This window comes from Desulfobacterales bacterium (genome assembly GCA_021647905.1).
In the GTDB taxonomy this organism is placed as follows: domain Bacteria; phylum Desulfobacterota; class Desulfobulbia; order Desulfobulbales; family BM004; genus JAKITW01.
Genome location: JAKITW010000066.1, coordinates 1 through 16,215 on the forward strand (window position 1 = coordinate 1; position 16,215 = coordinate 16,215).

15 protein-coding genes are annotated in these 16,215 nt (G+C 60.9%); 3 read left to right on the forward strand and 12 right to left on the reverse strand.

Annotated features, from left to right (window positions below; genetic code table 11):
* Positions 1–167: 167 nt before the first annotated feature.
* Positions 168–1,316 (forward strand): cysteine desulfurase, encoded by a 1,149-nt coding sequence (locus L3J03_09920; protein MCF6291295.1) that lies wholly within the window; start codon positions 168–170, stop codon positions 1,314–1,316.
* A gap of 6 nt (positions 1,317–1,322) precedes the next feature.
* Here the strand turns inward: L3J03_09920 and L3J03_09925 are convergent, their stop codons facing one another.
* The 10 genes from L3J03_09925 to L3J03_09970 all read right to left on the reverse strand — a co-directional run bounded on the left by L3J03_09925 (position 1,323) and on the right by L3J03_09970 (position 10,700).
* Entirely contained in the window at positions 1,323–1,958 is a 636-nt protein-coding gene (locus L3J03_09925; GenBank protein MCF6291296.1) for a cyclase family protein, read from the reverse strand.
* Positions 1,959–1,980: 22 nt separating this feature from the next.
* On the reverse strand, positions 1,981–2,496 hold the full coding sequence (locus tag L3J03_09930; GenBank protein MCF6291297.1) for a gluconokinase: 516 nt from the start codon (positions 2,494–2,496) through the stop codon (positions 1,981–1,983).
* A gap of 223 nt (positions 2,497–2,719) precedes the next feature.
* Positions 2,720–3,157 (reverse strand): CBS domain-containing protein, encoded by a 438-nt coding sequence (locus L3J03_09935; GenBank protein ID MCF6291298.1) that lies wholly within the window; start codon positions 3,155–3,157, stop codon positions 2,720–2,722.
* Complete coding sequence (locus tag L3J03_09940; protein ID MCF6291299.1) at positions 3,151–3,297, reverse strand: hypothetical protein; 147 nt, start codon at positions 3,295–3,297, stop codon at positions 3,151–3,153. The genes L3J03_09935 and L3J03_09940 overlap by 7 nt, the downstream gene beginning before the upstream one ends.
* Before the next feature lie 223 nt (positions 3,298–3,520).
* Positions 3,521–4,309 (reverse strand): alpha/beta hydrolase, encoded by a 789-nt coding sequence (locus L3J03_09945; GenBank protein ID MCF6291300.1) that lies wholly within the window; start codon positions 4,307–4,309, stop codon positions 3,521–3,523.
* Between the two features lie 29 nt (positions 4,310–4,338).
* On the reverse strand, positions 4,339–5,253 hold the full coding sequence (locus L3J03_09950) for a hypothetical protein (protein MCF6291301.1): 915 nt from the start codon (positions 5,251–5,253) through the stop codon (positions 4,339–4,341).
* 129 nt (positions 5,254–5,382) lie between these two features.
* On the reverse strand, positions 5,383–6,657 hold the full coding sequence (locus L3J03_09955; GenBank protein ID MCF6291302.1) for a glucose-1-phosphate adenylyltransferase: 1,275 nt from the start codon (positions 6,655–6,657) through the stop codon (positions 5,383–5,385).
* Entirely contained in the window at positions 6,654–7,913 is a 1,260-nt protein-coding gene (locus tag L3J03_09960; protein MCF6291303.1) for a glucose-1-phosphate adenylyltransferase, read from the reverse strand. Before L3J03_09960 ends, L3J03_09955 begins: the two co-directional genes overlap by 4 nt.
* 76 nt (positions 7,914–7,989) lie before the next feature.
* Complete coding sequence (locus tag L3J03_09965; protein ID MCF6291304.1) at positions 7,990–9,033, reverse strand: DHHA1 domain-containing protein; 1,044 nt, start codon at positions 9,031–9,033, stop codon at positions 7,990–7,992.
* 113 nt (positions 9,034–9,146) lie between these two features.
* Entirely contained in the window at positions 9,147–10,700 is a 1,554-nt protein-coding gene (locus L3J03_09970; protein ID MCF6291305.1) for an ASKHA domain-containing protein, read from the reverse strand.
* 381 nt (positions 10,701–11,081) lie between these two features.
* Between L3J03_09970 and L3J03_09975 the strand changes: the two genes are divergently transcribed.
* Positions 11,082–12,497, forward strand: a complete 1,416-nt coding sequence (locus L3J03_09975; protein ID MCF6291306.1) for an LptF/LptG family permease — start codon at positions 11,082–11,084, stop codon at positions 12,495–12,497.
* Positions 12,494–13,573: an LptF/LptG family permease gene (locus tag L3J03_09980; protein ID MCF6291307.1), complete on the forward strand. Its 1,080-nt coding sequence runs from the start codon at positions 12,494–12,496 to the stop codon at positions 13,571–13,573. The genes L3J03_09975 and L3J03_09980 overlap by 4 nt, the downstream gene beginning before the upstream one ends.
* 135 nt (positions 13,574–13,708) lie before the next feature.
* Here the strand turns inward: L3J03_09980 and L3J03_09985 are convergent, their stop codons facing one another.
* Together L3J03_09985 and L3J03_09990 are read right to left on the reverse strand one after the other, a co-directional pair.
* Positions 13,709–14,509 (reverse strand): hypothetical protein, encoded by an 801-nt coding sequence (locus L3J03_09985; protein MCF6291308.1) that lies wholly within the window; start codon positions 14,507–14,509, stop codon positions 13,709–13,711.
* A 62-nt stretch (positions 14,510–14,571) separates the two neighbouring features.
* Complete coding sequence (locus L3J03_09990; protein MCF6291309.1) at positions 14,572–15,774, reverse strand: cation:proton antiporter; 1,203 nt, start codon at positions 15,772–15,774, stop codon at positions 14,572–14,574.
* Positions 15,775–16,215: the final 441 nt, after the last annotated feature.

Consider the following 16,215-nt stretch of genomic DNA (forward strand, 5'->3'; position numbering starts at 1 on the left):
TCGCCGTTGCGGCGAAGCGAGTTCCTGCTTGATAGTCTGTTTATGAACAGCCGGCCCTTCTCAATGGAGCGGCCGTTGGTAGAAGAAAACCCCTTTCCCGATAGGAGGGGGTTTACTGAATGTTTACCGTTATTCAATGAGCAAAGGTCGGCCAGGGGAAAAATTCCATGAAGAAAATCTATTTTGACAACAACGCCACCACCCCGGTGATCGCACCGGTGCGCCGGGCCATCCAGGCCTGTCTTGAAGATGATTTCGGCAACCCCTCCAGCGACCATGGTTTCGGCGAGGCGGCCAAGCATGTCCTGGAGCGGGCGCGGGACCAGGTGGCCGGCCTGATCAACGCCCCTTCCTCCCGGCTGTTCTTTACCAGCGGCGGCACCGAGGCCAACAACCTGGCCATCTTCAGCGCGGCCGCGGCAAATCCGGCCAGGAAACACCTGATCACCTCGGCAGTGGAGCACCCCTCGGTGCTCAGGCCCCTGCAGTATCTGCGGGAACAGGGTTATGAACTGGAGATACTGGAGGTGGATGAAGATGGCGGCCTGGACCTCGACCGGCTGCGGGCCGCGATCAGGCCGGATACCGGTCTGGTCTCCCTGCTGGGGGGCAATAACGAGACCGGGGTAATCTGGCCCCTGGCCGAGATAAGCGCGCTCTGTCGCGAGAAGAAGGTACTGTTCCACTGCGATAGCGTACAACTGGCCGGCAAGGAACCGATCGACGCGCAAGAGCTGGAGGCGGATTACCTGACCCTGGCGGCCCATAAACTGCACGGCCCCAAGGGAATCGGCGCCCTCTATGCCCGGCGCCGGGCACCGCTGACCCCGATGATCCTGGGCGCGGGCCAGGAACAGGGGTTGCGGGCCGGGACCGAGAACGTGGCCGGCGCGGCCGGATTCGGTACTGCCTGCGAGTTGGCCGGCAGGGACCTGTCCGAAAACCGGCGTAAGATACAAAAAATGCGGGACCAACTGGAACAGGAGATCCTGGCCACCATCCCCGAGACCCGGGTCAACGGCCAGGGCCAACCCCGGCTAGCCAATACCTGCAATGTCAGTTTCAGACACTGCCCGGCCAATGCCCTGATCCAGGAACTGGACGACCGGGGCATCGCGGTGTCGGCCCATTCGGCCTGCCACAGCGGCGACCTCAACCCCTCCCACGTACTCACCGCGATGCGGATCCCGGAGGAGTATCTGCACGGCACCCTGCGGATCAGCCTGGGCAGTTCCAACACCATGGCCGAGGTGGAGACCCTGCTCAACATCCTGCCGGGTCTGGTCAGGAAGTTCCGCCACGGCTTTGCCGCTTGAACAGGCTCACTCCTCTTCGATCAAAACCGCCCGGGCCGGGGCCCCGTCACCGCCCACCAGTTTCAGGGGCAGGCAGACAAGCTGATAAAGACCAGGCGTGATCCCGGCCAGGTTGAGGCCCTCCAGCAGAACGATCCCGGCCTGGAGCAGGATCCGGTGGGTGGCAACCCCGTGGGCAAAGGGCGCCACCGACAGATAGTCGATCCCCACCAGACGGATTCCCTTTTCCTTGAGCCACCGGGCCCCATCCGCGCTGATCGCGACAAAATCCTCGACAAACTCCGGCGCCGGCCGGTTCCAGATCTCCGAGTTCAGGGTGCGGAACAACAGCCGTTCCGTATCCCCTGGGATCGGAAGCCCGGCCAGCAGCGGCGCGGTGATCTCCCGGGCCGCGCCGGTATCCACCACCCGGGCCGGGCCGATCAGGGTATCCAGGGCCAGGGAATCCACTGTAGCCCCGTCTTTAATAAAATGGGCCGGCGCATCCACATGGGTGCCGCTGTGGGCCGAGAATGATATCCGGCTCACGGTGCAAACATCGCCGCGCTCAAGATGACTCAAAGAGTCGATCGCAACCCGCGGATCGCCGGGCCAGACCGGAAGCTGCTCCGAGACCGGCAGGGATATGTCGTGGATCTTCATTGTGTTTCTTCCTCCGCCCGCATTAACGCTGTTCACCGCGTCGCAGCCCCGGTTGCTCCCGGATCAAGGCGACGATCTCTGCCGGACTTAAGGCAATATCCACGACCAGGCCGTCTGCCGGCTCCTCCAGATCGGCAAACTGGCCGGCCAGCAGACCAGGGTGAAAAAAATGACCGGACCGGTTTGTCAAGCGCTGCCGGATCAGTTCCGGATCACCACGCAGGTGAACAAAGACCAGCCTCGGGCAAGCCCCGGCCAGACGGTCGCGATATTTCTGCTTCAGCGCCGAACAGGCAACAACCGCTGGCTCCTGTCTGTTAATATGGGAACGGATCAACCCGGCCAGGAGATCCAGCCAGGGCCGGCGGTCCGCATCGGTCAGGGGGTGTCCCTGCTTCATCTTGAGGATATTGGCCCGGGGGTGGAATTCGTCGGCATCATGGAACCGCCAGGACAGGTCCGCGGCCAGGAGTTTACCCACCGTGGTCTTGCCGCTACCGGCCACTCCCAGCAGGATGATAATCAACGGACTTGGCATAAATGATCAGCGGGCAGTGGGCGGCAGGATATATATTCCATCCCTCAAGCATTGCTCCATGTCTTTCCGTCCACTGTGCTTGGTGCTTGATTCTTGGTGCTTGGTTCTTGGTGCTTGGTGCTTGGTGCTTGGTGCTTGGTGCTTGGTTCTTGGTTCTTGGTGCTTGGTTCACTGTTCACTGTTCACTGTCCACTGTCCACTGTCTTCTGTCCTCTGTCCTCTGTCAGCTATCAGGTGTCGGCTGGTGTTCGTCCAGGAGTTTCATGGTCAGCTTGAGGAAATCCGCTTCAGTGACAATGCCCACCAGCTTGTCGTCATTGACCACCGGCAGGCAGCCATACTTGTGATCGAGCAGGATCTTGATCGCCGAGTAGAGGTCCATGTCCGGCGGGACGGTGACCACGTCCCGCTTCATCACATTGGCAATGGGGATGCCGCGGTCCAGTTCCTCCTGCTCGGACTCATCGATCTCCGCCAGCATGGAGATGGTCTGGGCCAGCAGGTCCCGGTGGGTCAGGAGACCGACGAACCGGTCCTGGTCGTCAACAATGGGCACATGGCGAACATGTTTGTTCCTCATCAGCGACCGGACCAGGGCCAGGGTCTGGGTGGCCTGGAGCACAAAGACCTCGCCGGTCATCAGATCACCTACCTTTAGCATCTAAGACCTCCTTGCTTTCTTTTCTCGTAAGCGTTCACCAGCACCTCATCTTCGCCCATTTGGGCCTGCTCGAATAGCGCCAGTATGCTTCGCTGTCCCAAATGAACGAATCTAAGCCACTGGTAAACGCTTACGGGCATGCGGTTACCGTAATTCCATACCCCCGGTGAACGGTTACCTTTTCTCCGCCGGGCCATGTAATGACCGGCCATTACTAACCAGCATGGCTGGACCATATTTGCCAGCCACAACGAAACAATGAAAGGCGTCACTCCGGCATGGCAAGGCCGGCGCTTGGTGACGGCTTTCATATAAAAAATCACCCTAGCATACCCGGATATGGGCTGGAAGAAAAAAAACGATCTACCGCGCGTGGGAAGCGAGAAATCGTTCCAGAACAATGTTGAAACGGGCCGGGTCCTCGGCCGGCGCCGCATGACCGAGATCAGCGAGTAGCGCCAGTTCGCCGCGGCACAGTCGAGCAAGATACGCCTGTTTGGCGGCCAGCGGGGTATAATCATCTTCCGCGGCCACCACCAGAACCGGACAGCGGATGGCGGGCAGACGGTCAACCACGCTCCAGCCGATCATCCCCTTGAGCACGGCCCGATAGGCGCCGGGATCATTGTCCGCCCAGCGCTCGACAAATGTCCGGCGCAGCTCTTGCTGTTCCGGTTTCGGGAAAAGGCGTTTGCCGAGAAAAACGCCCAGCCGGCGCATCCCCAGGAACCGGATAACAGCCAGCCGGCGCAGATATTGAAACCATTGGCCGGGCCGGCGCAGCACGCACTCGGCCATGGTATTGACCACCACCAGGCTGGCCACCAGCTCCGGCTGATCCGCTGCCAGTTGAAAGCCGACCATCCCGCCCAGGGAGATGCCGACCAGATGGACCCGGCGGATGTCCAGCGCCGCCAGCAGGGCCGAGACATCGGCGGCCAGTAGCGCAACCGGGCAGGGGCCGGGCGGCTTTCCCGAACGCCCGTGGCCGCGCAGATCAACGGTCATCGTGCGATAGCGGCGAGAAAAATAATCGACCTGCGGCTGCCAGTCACGGCCGCTGGAACCAAGGCCATGGATAAAGAGCAGCAGCGGCCCCTGACCGCGCAGCTGATAATAAAGCTCAACCCCGTTGACCATTAAAGAAGGCATGGCATGCAACACTGGTTGCCGGCCGCGACTCAGTCCCGGTGCCGGAACTTTCGCCGGACCCGGCCCAGGACACCGTCCCGTCTCAGGTTGATCCGGGGGTCGCCCGGCCGGGCCAGGATATCGGCAAGAAATTTTTTGTTTTTTATCGCCGCCTGTTGATACAGGTTTTGGGAAATATCCCACCGTTCGCTGAAATAGGCGCGCAGATAACGGTCCATCTTCTCAAAAACGTTACGGAACCGATCTTCAATGAGGTCGTAGAAGCCGATGGTCTTGCGCAGCAGGTCCAGTTCATCGGTGTAACCGCCCACCAGCCCTTCCTGAAATTCATGGAACAGGAAAAGCAGCTTTTCCAGGTATAGCCGATCAGCCATCTGGGCAAAGATATCAGCCGCGGCCAGCAGCTCACCCAGGGGGCGGACCCAATCCTCCGGGCTGGGGGCGGTTTCGATCGACACCCCCAGGTCGGTGTAGAGAACCACTGCCCGGGCCGGCTCGATCTCCCCGGCGGTCAGGGCAAAATCATGGCCGTGGGCACTGATGAAATCCATGCTCCGCTCAACATGGGTAACGGAATACTTGGCCCCGGTGCCGGTCCGGTCCGTTGTCTCCTGGATATAACCGGCATCGTGAAGCAGGGCCGCGACCAGGCCGACCAGAATCTGCCGGCCGGTAAACGGGCCGCCGCACAGGCTGGCGCCGTGCAGGAGCCTGGCCATGAGGAGAAAGGTGTCCAGGGTATGGGCCAGATCATGGTAGTCGGTATTGCAGGCGCGAAAGCCGGGATAGCGGCCCTGGTACAACTCGATGGTCCGGCCAAAGGCGGTCCGGAGGGCATGCGGATCAAAATCAGCGCCAATAACGGCAACAACGGCCTCAGCCTCGGCAAGCACGGAATCCGATGAATTATCGGCAAGGAGGTCAAAGAGGAGTCGGTCAACCATACACCTGCCCTGGCAATTGTTTTCCGCTCGGCTTGCGGTGACGCCCGGCAACTTGAATGCAGGCAATCACAGGGGTAGCGCACCTGCCTCGAAGTCCGCGTTTATCTGTCATCAGCCTGTCCGCATACCTTAGACCGACTCCCCGTCTCCAACCGCGGCGCCGGGAAAATCATCCGGAGAACACCAGGACTGGATGATACAGTTGCGGCCGATCACCGCCTTGGCCGGCACCTCCGCCTCTTTGCCCACCAGGGTAATCCCGGTATATAGATGGGTGGGATAAAGCCGGTTCGGCGTATCATTGCCGTCACCGCTGCCCACCACCGCATTCCGGCACACCCGCACCCGCTTGTCCAGGATGGCCAGATCCACAACCGCGCCCTTTTCGATCAGGCAATCGTCAAAGATAATCGAATCACGCACCCGGGCGCCCGCCTCCACCACCACCCCGGGCGAAAGCACCGAGTTGCGGACCGTGCCCTTGATCACACAGCCGGCCGCGATCATTGACCCATGCACTTCACAACCAACGGCAAACCGCACCGGACACCGGTCGGCCACCCCGGCCCCGGCCTCTGAATTGGGCCGGACCCCCCAGCCTTGCGGAGAAATCCCGGAGTCCGGGCGCAGCACATCCATATTGGCCTCCCAGTAGGCCTGGATAGTACCCACATCCCGCCAGTAGCTGTGGAAGGGATAGGCAAACACGTTATCCCGGCCAATGGCCTTGGGGATAAGATGCATGCCGAAATCGATCTCCTCGCGATCTTCGGCAAGCAGCGCGATCAGGTAGTCGGTATCAAAGACATAGATGCCCATGGAGGCCAGGTTGGTCCGCGCCACCCTGGGTTTCTCCTCCCATTCGACGATCCTGCCCTTGTCATCGGTGATTCCGGCCCCGAACTGGTGAATCTCACTGTCGGGCACCTCCATCATCCCGATGGTAACATCGGCCTTTTTCTCCCGGTGGTGCCGGATCATCGCATCAAAGTCCATCTTGTAGATATGGTCGCCGGAGAGAATCAGAATCTCTTGCGAGGAATAGGCAGTGATGAAATCCAGGTTCTGGCGCACTGCGTCGGCAGTGCCCTTATACCAGTCCGAGTCCCTGGCCCCGGTGCGCGGCGGCAGGATCTTCACCCCGCGGGTGCGGCCGGTAAAGTCCCAGGCCGCGCCGGTGCCGAGATGGCGCATCAGCGACAGGGGTTTATACTGGGTGAGCACCCCGACCTGGGTCAGGCCGGAGTTCATCACATTGCTCAAGGCAAAATCAATGATCCGGTACAGACCGGCAAAGGGCACCGCCGGTTTGGCCCGGGTCTGGACAAGGAGATTAAGCCGGCTGCCCACCCCGCCGGCGAGCAGGAGCACCAGGGTATCCACCACCACCAGGTTTTTTCTCATCGAATCACCTCCCCGGTCGGGATCAGGTGCGGAATTCTGTCCGGGTCCAGGTGCGGATACAGGGTGCAGCCGGCCCCTATTTCGGTCCGGTCGGGGATGTGGTTGTTCCAGCCGACAACCGTGACCTGCTGCCCGGCGGCCGGGCCGCACTCCCCTATCCGGACCTCGGGGCCGAACACGGTGTTGACATCGCTGACCACCTTGTTGAGCCGCGCCCCCCCGTGCACCAGGTTGTTGAAGAACAGCACCGAGTCGCGCACCACCGCGCCGGGCCGGACATGGACCCCGGGAAAGATGATCGAGTGCTCCACCCGTCCCTCGATCACACAGCCGTTATAGACCATGCTGTCCTGCAGCGAGGCGCGGCGGCCCGCGGTCATCGGCTGAAAATCACGGACCCCGCGATGTTCGAGGTTGGTGCGGATCTGCCATTCATCGAGCCTTATCTTCGGATCAGGCCCGAGCAGATCCATGTTGGTCTGCCAGAACTCGTCAATGGTCCGGGTGTAGCCCCAGTAGCCACGGAACTTATACCCGTAAACCCGGCGGCCGGCGGCCATCATCCGCGGCAGGATATCCCGGCCGAACTCAAAGGACTGGTCCTCGCGGGCATTGTCGCCAAGAACCTGGTACAGGACCCGGGGATTGAAACAGAACACGGTGAGCGAGGCCCAGCTGAACTCCGGATTCTCGGGCTTTTCCCGATAATCAAGGACCCGGCCGCCCAGATCGCCGTCCTCGTCATCCAGGGCCGCCACCCCGAACCGATGCGCCTCAACAAGGGGCACCTGGAGAAAGGCAATGGTCAGGTCGGCGTCTTTTTGCCGATGGTAGCGGATCACCTCCTGGTAGTCCATCTTGTAGACATGGTCGCCGGACAGGATCAGGACCTCCTCGGGATCATGGTACTGGACGAAATCGAGGTTCTGAAACACCGCATCGGCCGAGCCCCGGTACCAGCGCGACTCGCCGGAGCCCTGAAAGGGCGGCAGGATGGAAATTCCCCGGTACCGGCCGAGCATGTCCCAGGCCGCGCCGGTGCCGATATGGTTGATCAGGGAATAACTCCGGTACTGGCTCAGGATCGCCACCCGCTCCAGCCCGGAATGCATCAGGTTGCTCAAGGGGAAATCGATCACCCGGGCAAAACCGCCAAAGGGAACCGCCGACTTGGGCCGGTAATAGGTAAGGACGTTAAGTTCGTCCACCCGGCCGCCAGCCAGGATCATTGCCAGAGTTTTCGGCTTCAGCCTCATGCAGACCTGCTCCCAATAAACGCTGCCGGCCGGATTGCCCAGGGTATCGGTCAACAGGCGTGATGCCCGGACAGCGTCAGATCATATGTTTGGTGGCCAACTGCTGCAAGGTTTTGGTGGAAAAACCCCGGCCCTCCTCGGGCAGATTCCTGAGCGACACCTCGGCCCGGGCCGCCTCCCGGTGCCCCCCGGCCGAGCCTATGGAGCCGAAGATTTTTTTCGCGGTCTTGCCGGCATTTTTTTTATAACCGTCGCAGCGGAAGATCACCACCAGCCGCTCGCCATGGATTCCCGAGACAAAGACCCAGGCGATATCATGGACATGGTTGAGGAAATCAGCGATGATCACCAGGATGTCGGGAGTACGGACCCGGCCGATATGGACATACAGCCGATGCTTGCTGATCTTCATCTCGGCCAGGGCGGTGCGGAAATAGCTCAGCTCGGAGACCCGCAGCTCGGATAGTTCGATCTTGCGCACCAGGTTCTGGTTGGCGATATTGAAAAGATAGCGGAAAGAGATGGCATCGGCCAGGCGGGCCTTTTTTTCAAAATTCTGGGTATCGACCTTAATCGCATAAAACAGGGCCGTGGCCAGGGGAACCGACGGCTTCATCCCGCCGGCCCGCAAATACTCCACCAGTATCGAGGAGGCAGCGCCGTAATCGGGCCGGATATCAACATACCCGGCCTCCCAGCCCCCGGTCAGGGGATGGTGGTCGATCACCGCGTCAAAATCGATCTTTTCAAAAATGGGCAGATGGGTGGGCTGAGAATCCAGCAGGACCTTCTTGCTGTAGTCGGAAACCTTCAGCGTCTGCAGCCGCTCGCCCCGGATCTTGAGCAGGTCCATCATTGCCATATTGTTCAGCCGCCGGACTTCGTTGGGGTAGCTGATGGTGAGGCCCTTGACCCGGAAACGAAGCAGCCTCTTGACCGCCTGGGCGCAGGCCAGGGCGTCGGGATCGGCATTGATGACGACCAGGACCTCGTCCTCCTTCCGGAACAACTCCAGAAACTGACGTAATCTTTCCTTGGCCGTGGTGTGAACCAGGATCCTGAGCCGGTTCCTGCAGTAGGTTCTATTCTGCAATTTTTTATTATTTCCTTTACGGCCCATGATGGATTCCGGTGTTGTCCCGAACCGTAGTTAGTGTCCATCCAGAAATGCAGACCATACCATATCGGACACATGAGATGCAACGTGGGATCAGGGACGATCACTTTTCAAGTTCAGGTATTAAAAAAAGGCACCGAGGGGAACAGGGCACGATCGGTGTGGGGGATGAACCGCGACCCGGAAAAACGGATCATGAACTCCTGGTTGACGTTCAACTCGATATAGGTGATCTTCTTGACCACCCGGTAGCAACGGCGCCGGACCTCCTGCTCCAGCAGAAACCGCTCGGCCCCGGCCAGGGAACTGTTGCCCAGCGGCTGATAAGTATCAAGGGGCAGGTCGGGCAGCATTCCGAGGATGATCGCGGCCCGGGGCTCGATATGGCGGCCAAAGGCCCCGGCCACCCATATCCGGTGCAGTTTGTCGAATTCGAGCCCCACCTGGCTGACCAGGGTGGTGAGGATGGCATACATCGCGGCCTTGGAGCGCATCAGGGCATCAAGGTCCGGCTGGGTAAGCACCACCGGCCGGCCATCCGCCGCCTCACTCGCCTCGACCACCACAAAGGCCGGTCCGTCATCCAGTTCGATCAACCGCCCCGGGGTCAGGGCCGCGGCCCGGGCGGCCCGGAACTTGCCGCGCATATCAATGATCCGGGCCAGGTAGAGCCCGGCCACCAGATCGATCATCCCGGAGCCGCAGATCCCCTGGGCCGGACCTTGCCCAATGGTGCGACAGATGATCCGGCCGTCTTCAGGATCAATGGTGACATGTTCGACCGCGCCGGGGGTGGCCCGCATGCCCATCCGGGCCACCCCGCCCTCCAGGGCCGGGCCGGCGGCGCCGGCGCAGGCCATCAGCCAGTCCCGGTTGCCGATCACCACCTCGGCATTGGTGCCCACGTCGATCAGCATCGACACCGCCTCGCTCTGGTCAAGGTCCGCGGCCAGGATACCGGCGATGAGATCACCGCCGAAGTAACTGCCCGCACTGGGCAGGACCCAGACCACCGCGGCCGGATGCAAGCTCAAATCAAGGGAGGCGGCAACAAAGGGATCCGGCTGGTTGATTACCGGGATATAGGGCTCCCGGCAAAGATGGTATGGGTCGAGACGAAGAAAAAAATGGACCATGCTGGTGTTGCCGGACACGCTCATCGCCCGGATCTGTTCCGGATCAACACCCGCGGATGCGGCAAGTTCCCTGATCAGATCATTGATGGAATCGATCACCCGTTGGTGGAGCAGGTCAAGGCCGTTGCCCCTGGCGGCAAAATGGATCCTGGTCAGGATGTCGGCCCCGTAATCGAGCTGTCCATTCTCCCGGATGGCCCGGGCCAGGGTGGTGCCGCTCAGCCCGTCCTTCAGGCTGCCCTCCAGGTGGGTTGTGCCGAGATCAAGGGCCACCATCGGCAGAAGCCGCGGCATGGCCGGCAGAAAATCAACCAGTTCCGGGCCGCCGGGCAGGTCGTTGACCACTGCCACCCCTTCAAAACCGGCCCGCCGAAAGGCCGCGGCCACCGCCATTGTCCGGGCCAGGGGAACCGTCGGCCAGCGGTCGCCGAGCTTCCGGGCCAGGACCCGGCGCAGACGATCCAGATCAGCGGTATTGTCCTGGAGACTGGGAGGGGCGGCCCTCACCGCCAGCAATGAAACAAGCGTCTGCATAAATAATTTTCCCTTGCGCCCCAAGCCTCTTTTATATGAAAGTCTTGCCGGCCGAAGCCCGCTGTCCGGACAGACACGACGGTTACGAAAAATCAACCCCTCAGGCCGGTTGACTTTCTATCTCTTCCGATGGTAAGGATAGTGGGCATCATGGCCGTCCCGGTCTGCCGCAGCCGGCGGCCCCGGTAAGAACCGGGCCACTATAGCAAACAAGCAGACATTCCTCAACGCCCGGGTTTGCCCGCGCCCAGCCGTCCCTGTTTTTTTGAGTCCCCCCTGATATCCATGGTACACTCGGACCAGAAATCAACGGAAGCAAACAAGGGCGGCAAACCACGGTCAAACAATCGTCGCCCGTCCCAAGCCTCCTGTTGCCGGTCCATGCGCATCCCGATACTGCTCTATACCTACCTGGCCGCTGAAATACTTGCCCCGCTCCTGGCCGGCTTCGTCATTCTGAACTGCGTTCTGTTCCTGGCCCGGATCGTGCCCCTGCTCGATATCCTGCTGGACTACGGCATCAGCCTGGCCGACTTTACCCGTCTCTGCCTCTACCTTTCCCCCCAGCTCTTTATCTTTTCCCTGCCCATGGCCACCATGCTGGGGATCATTATCGGCCTGTCCAAACTGGCCAACGACAACGAGATCCTGGCCTTGAAGACCGCCGGGATCAGCCCATGGCAGATGCTGCCGCCGGTGGCGGCCGTGGCCCTGGCCATGGCGCTGGTCACCGGGTACTGCTCCACCAGCCTGAGTCCGGCCGGCACCAGGGCAATGGAAAAAACGCTCTTCCAACTGGCCAAGGAGAAGATCGACCACGGCCTCCAGGCCCAACGGTTCAGTGAAAACCTGGGCGATGTGGTCCTGTACATCGATGCCATTGATCCGCAGACCCGTCAGTGGCAGGGAGTGTATGTCACCGACATGCGGGACCCGGACACACCGGCCACGGTGATGGCCAGGACCGGCGACCTCAGCGCCGACGTGGCCAACATGCAGATCACCCTCTCTCTTAATAACGGCAGCCTGCACCGGGCCAGGGGCGATATCAGCCAGGAGATCAGCTTCCGTGGCTACACCCTCAACCTGGCCCTGCCCCAGCCCACCGGCGAGTTTGCCCGGACCGGCAGCAAGTTCGGCCTGACCCAGGCCCAGCTCCTGGAGCAGGCGGAGCAGGTCGGTCCCTTCAGCAGACACGGGATCGACCTGCGCATCGAATATCATACCCGCATCGTGCTGGCCGCCGGCTGCCTGATCCTCGGCCTGCTCGGCTTCCCCCTGGGCCTGCTTGCCGGGTCCGGCCGCCGGGCGCCGGGCATCCCGCTGGCGCTCCTTCTTTTCATGTCCTATTACATCCTTCTCCTGACCGGTCAGAACCTGAGCGAAAAGCAGATCCTAGCGGTGGCGCCGGCCATGTGGCTGGGAAATATTCTTTTCCTGGCCCTGGCCGGATACCTGCTCTCAGCCACCGCCCGGGAGACCCTGAGCCGCCATTTCGAGAGAATGCTGGCCCCCTTCCAACACCTTGCGGAACAACTCCGGCATTGGTGGCCCGCCCTTTCCACAAAACAAGCCTCGCAGCCTGGGTTGCCGGAATCAACGCCCCTTGCCGGCTCCGCTCCCCTGCGCGGCAACGTCAGCAGCATGGTTTTTCACCGGCCAGGCTGTAAGTTCTACACCGCCAGGAACTGCTCCGCCGTCTTTGCCGGTCCGGCCGCGGCGTCAGCCGCCGGTTTCCAGCCCTGCAAGCTTTGCGATCCAGCTGAAAACATTATACCCGAGGGGGACCGGAAATGACGATCCTGGACCGGTACCTGTTTAAACAGTTTGGCAGGACTTTTCTGCTGGTGCTGGCCGCGGTCATGGCCATCTACCTGCTGGTGGACTTCTTCGAACAGATCGACAACTTCATGGAGGCCGGCCACGGCGTGCGCCTGGCCCTCCGCTACCAGCTGTTAAAAATGCCGTTCATCGCCGAACAACTGCTGCCGGTGGCGATCCTGCTGGCCGGGGTCATCACCCTGGGCCTTCTGAACCACCATAACGAGCTGCTGGCCTTAAAGGCGGGCGGGATCTCCATCCTGCGGATCACGAGCCCGATCATCGTTGTTGCCTTTATTTACATCCTGATCGGGCTGGCGGCCAGCCAGTGGCTCCTGCCGGCAACCACCAGCGCCAGCAACCGGATCTGGTACGAGGAGGTTCAGTCGCAGAACCCCAGGGGTATCTTTCGCAACGGCCGCTACTACTACAAGGGTGAAACAGGCTTCTACTCCTTTGCCCAGCCCGATCCCAACCAGGAGCGCTTCACCTCTTTCACCTATACCACCTGGAACCGGGCGTACAAATTGACCATGCTGCTCACCGCTGAGAAAGCCCGGTGGCGCCAGGGCGTCTGGAGCTTTGAAAACGGGCAGCTCAAGCGGATGAACCCGGCCGGCGGATATGACATCAAACTGTTTAAAACAAAAATCCTGGATCTGCCCGAGACCCCGGCCGATCTCTTTATCCCGCCCTACAAGAGCACCGAGATGTCGATCAGCGAACTCTTCCAGCAGGGCGAATCCGGGAGCCGACAGGGCAATCCCACCGCCTGGGTGGGGTTTCTGGCCAGGATATCCTATATATTCCTGGGACTGCCGCTCCTGCTCTCCGGCCTGCCGATGCTGATCCTGCTGCACCAGAAATGGGGCCGGGACCTGTCCCTGGCGATTCCGGCCAGCTGCGGCCTGGCCTTTGCCGCCTGGGTATGCTGGGGCGCGCTCCAGTCCATGGCCAAGACCGGCTATATCCCTCCCCTGCTCGCCGCCGTGGCTGTACATCTGCTGGTCAGCGGGATCGGAATATTTTTCCTCTTCCGCCTTAACCGCTGAACTCTTACAGCGCAGAGGTTTAACCATATTGGTGCCCTTGGTGAACTATTACCCTTTTTCAGACTGACCGTGCGAAGATGGGTGCTGGTGAACGGTTACGAGTTGATTATCCTGGTGTGATATCAACTCAAGCCGTCACGGATTCAGGATCTTCTCTAACAGCCGGATACTGACAACCGCATGCCAGGTGGCATCAAGAAAGGGAGCAGCGGAGAAATTACGGGAAAACCCGCCAACGCCGGTCTGACAAGAAAAGATAAACGCCCGGGCATTAACAGGCGCGACCGGCCTTGCGGCAAGCAGGGTCATGGCGGCAAGACAGGCATGGCAGTTTTCGATAAAAGACGTTGTGCCGGGAAAGAAACCGAATCCGCCGTCACCGTTCTGCGAGCGTTGCAGCCAGGTAACAACCGCGGCAACATCGGCGGGCCGCTCATTGAGCATATTTTTCACGGCCAGGAACCGGTGCATGTCATCCACGGCATACCGGCCGGGAAGGGTTACCGGCAGGCCGGCGCCGAGCAACTCCCCAGGCCTTGTCGCCAGGATCTCAATCGCTGTCCGGGCCACATAATAGACAGTGGCAAGCGATGGTTCCCGGGCCAGGCGGGCGGCGGCATATGCTCGGACTCGCTCGACATCAACGGCCAGGCCCAGGGAGCGGCAGGTCAACCACAACCGGAAGGTGGTGCCGATTGACGGCCAGGGCGCCGACAGCACCCGACCGAGATACCCGGCCAGGGCGTCGTCCTCCCCGGGTGGTTGAGGAAGATCAAGACCGCGGCCGGCAAGATCGTGCAGAATGGCGACCGCCTCAAAGGTGTCTTCGATGGTGGCCGGCAACCACGGCGTGGCGCCATACCCGCCGGTTGACTTCCATCGCTGCCGCACGAACTCGACGATTGCCGGGTAATCGACAGCGCGGCCGGCTTCCATCGACGCCGGATCTGGCCGTGGCTGACCTGCCCCTTGGCCCTGGAATCCTTTTGCGCCCATGCTCAATGCGGCCGGCGCGTCTTGGGTTCGCGCTCCAGCCAGCGGTCGCCGGCAAACTGGATGCCGATGGCGCCCAGGGGCGCGGTGAGCAGAATCGAAAGCACGGCCACGGCCAGGATGACATCGCCGGATTTCACCCCCGCCTCCAGGGGCACCGCGCCGATGGCCGCCTGCACGGTTGCCTTGGGGATATAGGCGATGACGCAGAACATACGCTCCTTAAGATTCAGATCCGTCCCCATGACGCTGAGATAGGTGCCGATGCTGCGGGCGACCAGGGCGATGCAGATCAGGGCCGCGCCAGCCAGCCCGGCATGCCAGGCCACGCTTATATTCACCTGGGCGCCCACCAGCACAAAGAGAAGGATCTCGGCGAATATCCAGACCTTGGAGAGTTTCTGGGACATCTTGTGGGCCCGGATTTCACTCTTCTCCAGGATGATGAAACCAATGGTCATCACGCCGAGCAGGGCCGACATCGCCACCTGTGCCTTCAGTTCCTCCTCAATCCAGGTCAGCATGATGGAGACGGCCATGATGACAATGGTCATCTTGGTGGCCCGGAGCTGGAACCGCTCAAACACCCGGTAGAGAACATAGCCGATAACCGTGCCCACCCCGATGCCGAGAAGAATCGATTCCGGAATCTCCAGAAACCTGATAAACAGGTTCGACTGGCCGCCGGCGTATACTCCGAGCAGGATGGAGAAGATGACGATCACAAAGACGTCGTCCACCGAGGAACCGGCCAGCATCAGGGTCGGAATGCCTTTTCTGGTACCCATCCGCCGGTCGATGAAGTTGATCATCAGCGGCACCACCACCGCGGGCGAGACCGCGGCCAGGATGGCGCCGAGGATGGCCGATTCCAGGTAAGAGATATTAAGGAAGATCGGGCCGAGAAGGGTGATCACCGCACCCTCGAACAGTGCCGGGACCGCGGAAAGCAGGGCCGCCGGCCGGCCGATGCGATGCAGGGTGTCGCGCCGCAGTTCGAGCCCGGCCCGCAGGAGAATGACGATCAATGCGGTCAGGCGCAGGTCGGACGAGACCATGAGCAGCTCCGGCTCCAGGATGTCAAAGACATAGGGACCGCAGAGGATGCCGACCAGCAGCATGCCCACCAGGCCGGGGAGTTTCATCCTGCGGAAAAGATAATCGGCAAAGAGTCCCAGAAGGAGAACCAGGGCGATACTCACCGCCATGGCACACCTCCCGGTCTTCCAGCGGGAAGCAGAGCCGACAGCGGCTCTTCAGGGGTGAACTGCGGAAAACAGCGGACGGGAGCGAGAAACAAAGGTGGACAGGGCATAGGATGACTCTTATAAAATGAATTTAAGGGAAGAAATTCAGGAAACCGCCCAACTATAACACCCGGGAGCCGTAAATCACAATAAGGCCGGGATATTTTATCTCTGTCTTTCTTTTCCGTTCAACGGCCCTGTATATGATGATCTTTCGTAAGCTTTCGGTAAACCCCGTACGTTTGAGATTGGACCGGGAAAGGGGTTTTCTTATAGCGAACGGTGGAGCGGACCCTGAGCCGCAGCCGTGACGGCAAAAGCGGAAATTGAAACAACTTCGGCAGGATATGCTTATGGCTTCCGAATCGCCGTTGCGGCGAAGCGAGTTCCTGCTTGATAGCC

Bases quoted from the DNA above. Each gene is read 5' to 3' on its own strand.
- L3J03_09920 (MCF6291295.1), top strand. From the start codon at position 168: ATGAAGAAAATCTATTTTGACAACAACGCCACCACCCCGGTGATCGCA.
- L3J03_09925 (MCF6291296.1), bottom strand. From the start codon at position 1,958: ATGAAGATCCACGACATATCCCTGCCGGTCTCGGAGCAGCTTCCGGTC.
- L3J03_09930 (MCF6291297.1), bottom strand. From the start codon at position 2,496: ATGCCAAGTCCGTTGATTATCATCCTGCTGGGAGTGGCCGGTAGCGGC.
- L3J03_09935 (MCF6291298.1), bottom strand. From the start codon at position 3,157: ATGCTAAAGGTAGGTGATCTGATGACCGGCGAGGTCTTTGTGCTCCAG.
- L3J03_09940 (MCF6291299.1), bottom strand. From the start codon at position 3,297: ATGCCCGTAAGCGTTTACCAGTGGCTTAGATTCGTTCATTTGGGACAG.
- L3J03_09945 (MCF6291300.1), bottom strand. From the start codon at position 4,309: ATGCCTTCTTTAATGGTCAACGGGGTTGAGCTTTATTATCAGCTGCGC.
- L3J03_09950 (MCF6291301.1), bottom strand. From the start codon at position 5,253: ATGGTTGACCGACTCCTCTTTGACCTCCTTGCCGATAATTCATCGGAT.
- L3J03_09955 (MCF6291302.1), bottom strand. From the start codon at position 6,657: ATGAGAAAAAACCTGGTGGTGGTGGATACCCTGGTGCTCCTGCTCGCC.
- L3J03_09960 (MCF6291303.1), bottom strand. From the start codon at position 7,913: ATGAGGCTGAAGCCGAAAACTCTGGCAATGATCCTGGCTGGCGGCCGG.
- L3J03_09965 (MCF6291304.1), bottom strand. From the start codon at position 9,033: ATGGGCCGTAAAGGAAATAATAAAAAATTGCAGAATAGAACCTACTGC.
- L3J03_09970 (MCF6291305.1), bottom strand. From the start codon at position 10,700: ATGCAGACGCTTGTTTCATTGCTGGCGGTGAGGGCCGCCCCTCCCAGT.
- L3J03_09975 (MCF6291306.1), top strand. From the start codon at position 11,082: ATGCGCATCCCGATACTGCTCTATACCTACCTGGCCGCTGAAATACTT.
- L3J03_09980 (MCF6291307.1), top strand. From the start codon at position 12,494: ATGACGATCCTGGACCGGTACCTGTTTAAACAGTTTGGCAGGACTTTT.
- L3J03_09985 (MCF6291308.1), bottom strand. From the start codon at position 14,509: ATGGAAGCCGGCCGCGCTGTCGATTACCCGGCAATCGTCGAGTTCGTG.
- L3J03_09990 (MCF6291309.1), bottom strand. From the start codon at position 15,774: ATGGCGGTGAGTATCGCCCTGGTTCTCCTTCTGGGACTCTTTGCCGAT.